The following is a 6,746-nucleotide window of genomic DNA, read 5'->3' on the forward strand; positions in this document are numbered from 1 at the left end:
ATTTAGAATAAAATTTAAGGCTAAATTTTACGTTGAATTGATTTTAGTTACTTAAATTATAATTTTAAAATATACAAAAAAGAAAATGCTATCTTGTAAATCTTATCTGCCAAAATTTTTAGCATAAATTTTTTGTCAAATTTATAGTGATTTAAAGCGCTGACTAAATATCTTTTTATACAAATTTCGTTAAAATCGCCTCATAATTTAAAGGAAATTTATGAAACAAACTATCACCGAGAAAATATTTTCAGATCACGTTGGCAAAGAGGTAAGCGCAGGAGAGATCATCGAGAGCAAGATCGATATGATCATAGGCAACGACATCACTACGCCTATTTCGATCAAGCAGTTTGAGCGAAGTGGTGCTAAAAAGCTAGCTAACCCAGATGGCTTTGCCATCGTGATGGACCACTACATCCCGACAAAGGACATCCTAAGCGCAAATCAAGCCAAAATTTCACGCGAATTTGCCTACAAACACGACCTTAAAAACTATTTTGACGAAAAAGATATGGGCATCGAGCATGCGCTTTTGCCTGAAAAAGGTCTAGTCATACCAGGCGACGTCATCATCGGCGCAGACAGCCACACCTGTACGCACGGCGCTCTTGGGGCGTTTAGCACTGGCATGGGCAGCACCGACCTAGCTTATGCGATGATCACTGGCAAAAACTGGTTTAAAGTGCCTGAGAGTATCAAGGTCGTCTTTAAAGGCAAGCTTGATAAGCACGTCTACGGCAAGGACCTCATCCTTGAGATCATCCGCCAAATAGGCGTTGATGGCGCACTTTACAAGGCGCTTGAGTTTAGTGGCGAGGTGATAGACACTCTTAGCATGGATGATAGATTTTCAATGTGTAACATGGCGATCGAAGCTGGCGCAAAGAGCGGTATCATCGCGGTTGATGAGATCACAAAAGAGTTTTTAAAAGATAAAAATTTACGCGATAAACCAAAATTTTTCTACTCAGACGAGGGCGCAAAATACGACAAAATTTTAGAGATAGATGTTACAAATCTTGATCCAGTCATCGCATATCCATTTTTGCCAAGCAACGGCAAGAGCGTAAGGCAGGCAGTTAGTGACGATCTAGCTATCGATCAGGCATTTATTGGCTCATGCACAAATGGCCGTCTAAGCGACCTTCGCATCGCAGCGCAGATCCTAAAAGGTAAAAAAGTAGCTCGCAAAACAAGGCTCATCATCACTCCAGCGACGCAAAAGATCGCAAGAGCTGCTGAAAAAGAGGGGCTTATCGACATTTTTATAGAAGCTGGCGCAGTTGTGAGCAACCCAACATGTGGTGCTTGTCTTGGCGGATATATGGGTATTTTAGGTGCAAATGAGCGCTGCATATCGACTACAAATAGAAATTTTGTCGGCCGTATGGGCGATAGGACTAGTGAAATTTATCTGGCTAACTCGGCTGTTGTGGCGGCTTCAGCGGTAGCTGGTAAAATTACCGATCCGCGCGATCTTTAGAATTTAACGGCTCGTCTCGCGAGCGTTTTTAACGGAGCTAGTAAAAATTTAGCTCGATAGACTAAAATGTCTTATCTTTGCTAAATTTTTACGTTGCTTCTGCTTGCAGTTGCGACCGCAAGGGGAGCAAAGCCATTAAACCCATCTCACTATACTTTGCCTTATATTTGTGACAAAATTTGGTGAAATTCTTTCTGAAAATTTCGTCACAACATCCAAATCTATCTTAAAATCTTGCTGCTCTAGGCTCTTTTACATAATCAAAGAAATTTAAAAGCGTTTCTTCTAAAAATGCTTCATTATTTTTGCAAGTAAAATTGATTTTATTTTTTAATACTTTTTGAAATATCACAGAAATTTGAAGAGTTTGTATAAAATAAATTTAACCGGCAAATCCAGCTATTTTTGTAAATTTACCGGCTTTTTTAGCGCATTAAAACGCTGTTATAGTTGCCAAAAGTCCAAAGATTATGCCTGGTAGGTTTGCAGCAGCTAGCGGATAGTCTCTTTTAGATTTTAGTAGGCCGTAACTTGTCCAGATCGTGCAGTTTAGCGCAGCCGCTAGTGGCTGAATATAAGGCGTTTTGTTGCCATCAAGGTTGCCCATTATCTGTGGGATGTATGAAAAATACATAACAACCGATAAGCACGTGCCTATCCAACCTAAAATTTGTAAATTTCTTTCACTCATGTGATCTCCTTTAAAAGTAAGCCATTATATTATTCTTAGCTTTATGATTAGCGTGGTAAAAAAATTAATTTTATCTGCTAAAAAGTAGCCCTTGTTTTGGCAAAAGCGCTCTTTTTTGCAAATTTAAGGGCAAAGCTTTTATCAAGTGATAATAAATTTAAAACAAGATGAGTTAGAAAATTTGGTTATACTTTTGTAATTTTTTGAAATTTAAAAGGATAAAAGATGCAAACTTGCGTCATTTTAGCAGGTGGCAAGAGCTCGCGCATGGGTCAGGATAAGACCTTGTTGCCATTTGGGGGATTTGAAACGCTCACGCATTATCAGGTTGCTAAATTTAGCAAAGTCTTTGATGATGTTTTTGTAAGCTCTAAATTTGAGAAATTTAACCCGCCACTAAAGCTCATAAAAGATGAGAACAGTGAGGATTATTCGCCGATGTTAGCGCTCTACTGCGTGCTAAAAAGCTTTGATCATAGCGTCTTTATCATCCCAGCCGATATGCCATTTTTTGACCCAAAAAGTCTTGGCGAGCTGGCTAAATTTAAGGATGAATTTGAGATGGTCGTGGCTGGTGATGATGAGCATATCCACTCACTTTGTGGCTTTTTTAGTCCAAGCTTAGCCCCACTTGCACATGAGCTTTACCAAAAAAATGAGCACAAAATCGGACTTTTACGAAAAAACTGCAAGTGCAAGATAGTAAATTTTGAGGACAAAGAGCAGTTTTTTAACGTAAATTTCCCAGATGAGTACAAAATAGCAAATGAAAAGATGAAAAATGAGTAAATTTACATTGCTTTTAAGCCTTAGCCTTACATTTTTGATGGCAAGTAAGACGGATGACTTTAAAAGGGCGCAGGAGCTTGAGCAAAGTGGCGATATAAAGGGTGCAATGCAAATTTATAAAGAGCTAGCCAAAAGCTCTTTAGGCGAGCAAGAAGCGGTGCAAAATGCGCAAGCAAGCGAGCCAGCACCAAATGATGCGAAGCTAAAGCAGGCTGATCTTTTAAGAGATAAAAGCGATAAAAATTTACAAAATGCACTTGGCATCGAGCTTTATAAATTTAACTACCTTTTGCCAGTAACTTATGCTAAAACTGTGCCAGATGATGGGCGAAAGAGCGTTGAGACCAAGTTTCAAATAAGCCTTGCAAAGCCGCTATTTTACGACGTTTTTGGTCTTAGAGAGAGCCTAGTGGCAGCCTACACGCAGACTTCGTGGTGGCAGATCACTAAAAAGTCATCGCCGTTTCGTGAGACAAACTATCAGCCTGAAATTTTCTTAAATTTCGCCTCTCCAAAATATCTAGAGAAAATCGGCATCCAAAATCTAAAATTTGGCCTTTTGCATGAGTCAAACGGACGAGATGGCAGCAAATCAAGAAGCTGGAACAGAGCCTACGTGCAAGGCGATTTAGTCTATGGAAATTTAACCATCTCACCAAGAGTTTGGAGCGTGATCGGCGAAAAGAACGACAACAAAGAAATTTTAAACTACATCGGACACGGAGATCTAAGGCTTAGCTACAAGCTAAATGATCAAATTTTTAGCCTAATGCTAAGAAATAACTTACATTTTGATAAAACAAATAAAGGTGCAGCTGAAATTTCATATATGTTTCCGATATTTTCAAACGGCGTTTATGGCTATTTGCAGTATTTTACAGGATATGGCGAAAGCTTGATTGATTATGATAGGCACACAGATAAGGTTGGTCTTGGCTTTGTTATTTTAAAATAGCCTTAAAAATTTAATCTTATAAAGTGGCTAAATTTGGGCAGATGATGTAAATTTCAGAAAAATAATGAAAAAAATTTAACTAATAGAAAAACTTAAAAATATTAGAAAAAATATAAGCAAATTTTGCTAAAATCACTAGCAAAATCTCACAATAAAGGAGTTTTCATGAGCGGTATAGCTTTGATTGTCTGTTTTGCTATAGCAATCATCCTTATGATCCTTATGATCTCAAAGTTCAAGGTGCATCCATTTTTGGCACTTATGAGTATATCTTTGGTGCTAGCAATAGTCGCAGGTATCGATCTATCCAAGATCCCAGCGATGATAGGCGTTGGTTTTAGTGGCACATTTAAGAGCATCGGCATCGTCATCATCTTTGGAACGATCATCGGTACAGTGCTTGAAAAAACGGGAGCTGCGCTAAAGCTAGCTGACATGGTTGTAAAGCTAGTCGGACAAAGACGCCCTGAGCTTGCCATGCTTATAATGGGCTGGGTTGTAGGCATACCGGTATTTTGCGATAGCGGTTTTGTCGTTTTAAACTCTATCCGCGAGGCACTTTATAAGAAAATTTCAGCAAGCCCAGTTGCGATGTCAGTAGCACTTAGCGGCGGTCTATACGCTTCTCACGTCTTCATCCCACCAACTCCTGGCCCGATAGCTGCTGCTGGCACGCTTGGCCTTGGAGGGAATTTACTTCTTGTCATCATCATGGGTACAGTAGTTTCGGTGCCTGTTTTGGTAGCTGTTTATTTCTTTTCAAAAAGCATCGCTAAAAGCGTAACTATCAGCGACAAAGAGGCTGACGCTACGATAACGGCTAGCTACGAGGAGCTTTTAAATAAATTTGGCAAATTGCCAAGCGGATTTTTGAGCCTTGCTCCTATCATCATGCCTATCATTTTCATGGCGGTTGGCTCTGTGGTTGATGTTTTAGCAAAACAAGGCATGCTTGATAAAGCTGCGCTCTTGCCAAAGATATTTTTATTCTTAGGTAACCCTATCATTGCGCTTGCTATCGGCGTGATCTTTTGCGTATTTTTACTAGCTGAAACTAAAAAGATGAGAGAATTTGACCATATAACAAACGAATCATTAAAGATCGCAGGTCCTATACTCTTTATCACCGCAGCTGGCGGCGTTTTGGGCAACGTCATCACTGAGGCTGGCTTTGTAAATTTCATAAAAGAAAATGCCTCAACTATAAAAGCGATAGGAATTTTCTTCCCATTCATCATCTCAGCCGTGCTAAAAACCGCTCAAGGAAGCTCGACCGTGGCTATCATCACGACAGCCTCTATCATGGGCGCATTTAGTGCTGACAACTCACTAATGCACACACTTGGCTTTACGAGCGAAATTTCAGCCGCACTTTGCGTCATGGCGATAGCATCAGGTGCTATGTGCGTATCTCACGCAAACGACAGCTACTTCTGGGTCGTGACAAACTTTAGTAAGATGAGCGCAGATCAAGGTTACCGCACACAAACAGCGATGACATTTATCATGGGCGTTGTTGGAATGATCAGCGTTTATATTTTATCTTTGGTGCTTTTATGAGAATTTTGGTTGCGATTGATTCATTAAAAGGCTCGCTAAGCTCGCTTGAGGCGGGCCTTGCTATAAAAGAGGCGCTTGAGGATTTTTGCGACGTCGTCGTAAAGCCAGTGGCTGACGGCGGCGAGGGCAGCGTGGAGGCTATGGCTGACGCGCTTGATGCTAAATTTATAGATACCATTGTAAAAAACCCGCTTGGCACTGAAATTTTAGCTAGATATGCCCTAAAAGACGACCTTGCTATACTTGAGATGTCAAGCGCTTCTGGCCTTACTCTCATAAATCCTGATGAGAGAAATCCTATGAAAACTAGTACATTTGGCTTTGGCCAGATGATAAAAGATGCCATTAGCAAGGGTGCTAGGAAATTTATCATAGGCATCGGCGGAAGTGCGACAAATGACGCTGGCACAGGTATGCTAAGTGCTCTTGGATTTAAATTTTATGACAAAAATGGCGCTTTGCTTGAGGGCAAAGGCGAGGATTTGGCTCAAATTTGCGACTTTTCAGACGATGAGGTGCTAAAAGAGCTAAAAGAGTGCGAATTTTTAATCGCCTGTGACGTGGATAATCCACTTTACGGACAAAAGGGCGCAGCCTACGTCTATGCCCCACAAAAGGGCGCAAATGGCCGCATGGTAAAGCAACTTGATGACGGACTAAAGAACTTTGCAAGCCTTGTAAAAGAGAAAAATAGTACTAAATTTCACACGCAAAAGGGCGCTGGAGCAGCTGGCGGACTTGGCTTTGCTTTTGTGGCGTTTTTGGGCGCAAAGCTCAAGCCTGGTATCGATATCATTACGCAGACAATAGCACTTGAAGATGAGATCAAAAAGGCTGATCTTGTCATCACCGGTGAGGGCCGCATGGACTTTCAAAGCACCATGGGCAAGACCCCAACAGGCGTGGCAAAGCTAGCTAAGAGGCATCATAAGCCAGTCATCGCGCTTGCTGGAAGCGTGCAAAGATGTGCCAAAGACTGCCACAAACACGGCATTGATGCGTATTTTTGCATACTAAATGAGCCAATGAGCCTTGAAGAAGCCATGCGAAAAGATAATGCCCTTAGAAATTTAAAGATGACTGCCGAGCAAGTCATCCGCCTTTATATGCTAAACCATAAAGCATAAATTTAAAAAAGATAGAAGCTAAATTTCTATCTTTTCCCCTAAATTTAACTTCAAATTTTACTTACAAAGTGCTACAAAAATTCTCAAAATTTAATACATTTTGCAAAAATAAAACCGCTTAAAAGCAAAGACGAATTT

General features: G+C 40.5%; 6 protein-coding genes. 5 read left to right on the forward strand and 1 reads right to left on the reverse strand.

The features are described 5' to 3' along the window. The first annotated feature begins 220 nt into the window (after positions 1-220). Positions 221-1,486 (forward strand): 3-isopropylmalate dehydratase large subunit, encoded by a 1,266-nt coding sequence (gene leuC / locus CYP84_RS06990; RefSeq protein WP_103637081.1) that lies wholly within the window; start codon positions 221-223, stop codon positions 1,484-1,486. Positions 1,487-1,919: 433 nt separating this feature from the next. Here leuC and CYP84_RS06995 read toward each other — a convergent pair whose 3' ends face one another. After that, positions 1,920-2,177, reverse strand: a complete 258-nt coding sequence (locus CYP84_RS06995) for a SemiSWEET family transporter (RefSeq protein WP_012140463.1) — start codon at positions 2,175-2,177, stop codon at positions 1,920-1,922. 225 nt (positions 2,178-2,402) lie between these two features. On the opposite strand from CYP84_RS06995, the gene CYP84_RS07000 reads away from it, so the two are divergent. From CYP84_RS07000 to CYP84_RS07015, 4 genes are all read left to right on the forward strand, one after another. Next, entirely contained in the window at positions 2,403-2,966 is a 564-nt protein-coding gene (locus CYP84_RS07000) for a molybdenum cofactor guanylyltransferase (RefSeq protein WP_103637082.1), read from the forward strand. Further along, complete coding sequence (locus CYP84_RS07005; protein WP_103637083.1) at positions 2,959-3,921, forward strand: phospholipase A; 963 nt, start codon at positions 2,959-2,961, stop codon at positions 3,919-3,921. Before CYP84_RS07000 ends, CYP84_RS07005 begins: the two co-directional genes overlap by 8 nt. A 165-nt stretch (positions 3,922-4,086) precedes the next feature. After that, a complete protein-coding gene (locus CYP84_RS07010; protein WP_103637084.1) occupies positions 4,087-5,481 on the forward strand; it encodes a GntP family permease in 1,395 nt (464 codons plus the stop codon). Further along, positions 5,478-6,608: a glycerate kinase family protein gene (locus CYP84_RS07015; RefSeq protein ID WP_103637085.1), complete on the forward strand. Its 1,131-nt coding sequence runs from the start codon at positions 5,478-5,480 to the stop codon at positions 6,606-6,608. Before CYP84_RS07010 ends, CYP84_RS07015 begins: the two co-directional genes overlap by 4 nt. Positions 6,609-6,746 lie beyond the last annotated feature (138 nt).

This window comes from Campylobacter concisus (assembly GCF_002912425.1).
Lineage (GTDB): Bacteria > Campylobacterota > Campylobacteria > Campylobacterales > Campylobacteraceae > Campylobacter_A > Campylobacter_A concisus_AH.